Raw genomic sequence first — 1,476 nt, forward strand, 5'->3', positions numbered from 1 at the left:
GAAGCCCACGGCGGGCGGCGCGCGATGGGCGCTGCTGTTCCTGGTCCTGTATGCCGCCTGCGCGGCGGCGCGGCTGCTCACCCGGCGCAACCTGCGCCCCGGCGAGGAGCACGGCAGCGCCCGGTGGGGTGACGCCCGCCGCATCTGCCACCGCTACCGGGGGCGCGACCCCGCAGGCGACAAGCTGCTCACGCGCAATTTTCGCATGAGCTACGACACCCACGCCCACAGGCGCTCGATGAACACGCTCGTGGTGGGCGGCTCGGGCGCAGGCAAAACGCGCGGGTTCAGCCTGCCCAACGCCTGCCAGGCCAACACATCGATGGTGGTGCTCGACCCGAAGGGCGAGATCGTGCGCGCCGTGGGCGGGCTGCTCGAATCGAGGGGCTACGAGGTGCGCGTGCTCGACCTCGTGCGCATGGAGAGGTCCCACTGCTACAACCCGCTTTCCTACATCGAGTCGGACGCGGACGCGCAGCGGCTCAACACCAACCTGTTCAAGGCGACGACTCCCAAGGGCGCGCAGAGCCAGGATCCTTTCTGGGACACGGCCGCCGGGATGCTGCACCTGGCGCTTCTGCTTTACCTCGTGCACGAGGCACCGCCCGAGGAGCGCAACTACGCCACCCTCATGGAGATGCTGCGCGCCGGCGAGGTGCGCGAGGACGACGACGATTACGCCTCGGTGCTCGACGAGCTGTTCGACCGGCTGGAGATGAGGGACCCTGGCCACATCGCGCTCAAATACTACCGCAGCTACCGCTCCGGCTCGGCCAAGACGCTCAAATCCATCCAGGTGACGCTCGCCTCCAGGCTGGAGAAGTTCAACCTCGACGCCCTGGCGTCGCTCACCGCCACAGACGAGCTCGACCTGCCGTCGCTCGGGGAGCGCAAGGTGGCCCTGTTCGCAGTCATACCCGACAACGACACCAGTTTCAACTTCCTGGTGTCCGTCCTCTACACGCAGCTGTTCCAGCAGCTTTTCGCGCTCGCGGACGGAAAACACGGCGGGCAGCTGCCCGTGCACGTGCACTTCCTCATGGATGAGTTCGCCAACGTGAGCTTACCCAATGATTTTGAGAAGATACTCTCCACCATGCGCGGGCGCGGGGTGTCCGCGTCGATCATCATCCAGAACATGGCGCAGCTGCGGGCGCTGTTCGACAAGCAGTGGGAGTCCATCGTCGGCAACTGCGACGAGTTCCTGTACCTGGGCGGCAACGAGCAATCCACCCACAAGTACGTCAGCGAGCTTCTGGGCAAGGAGACCATCGACCTCGACACGCACGGCAGGACCACCGGGAGGGGCGGCAGCTGGTCCACCAACCAGCAGATCTCGGGGCGCGAGCTCATGACGCCCGACGAGGTGCGCATGCTCGACAACTCCCGCGCGCTGCTCTTCGTGCGCGGCGAGCGCCCCATCATCGACTTAAAGCTCGACATAGCGCGGCATCCCGCCGCGCGGCTCACCCCCGA

At 66.5% G+C, this 1,476-nt stretch carries 1 protein-coding gene; it reads left to right on the top strand.

Translation table 11 applies throughout. The features are described from left to right. On the top strand, positions 1-1,476 hold a 1,476-nt coding region (locus tag HMPREF1023_RS14890), incomplete at both ends, for a VirD4-like conjugal transfer protein, CD1115 family (RefSeq protein WP_009307287.1).

It is taken from the genome of Eggerthella sp. 1_3_56FAA (genome assembly GCF_000185625.1).
Taxonomy (GTDB): domain Bacteria; phylum Actinomycetota; class Coriobacteriia; order Coriobacteriales; family Eggerthellaceae; genus Eggerthella; species Eggerthella lenta.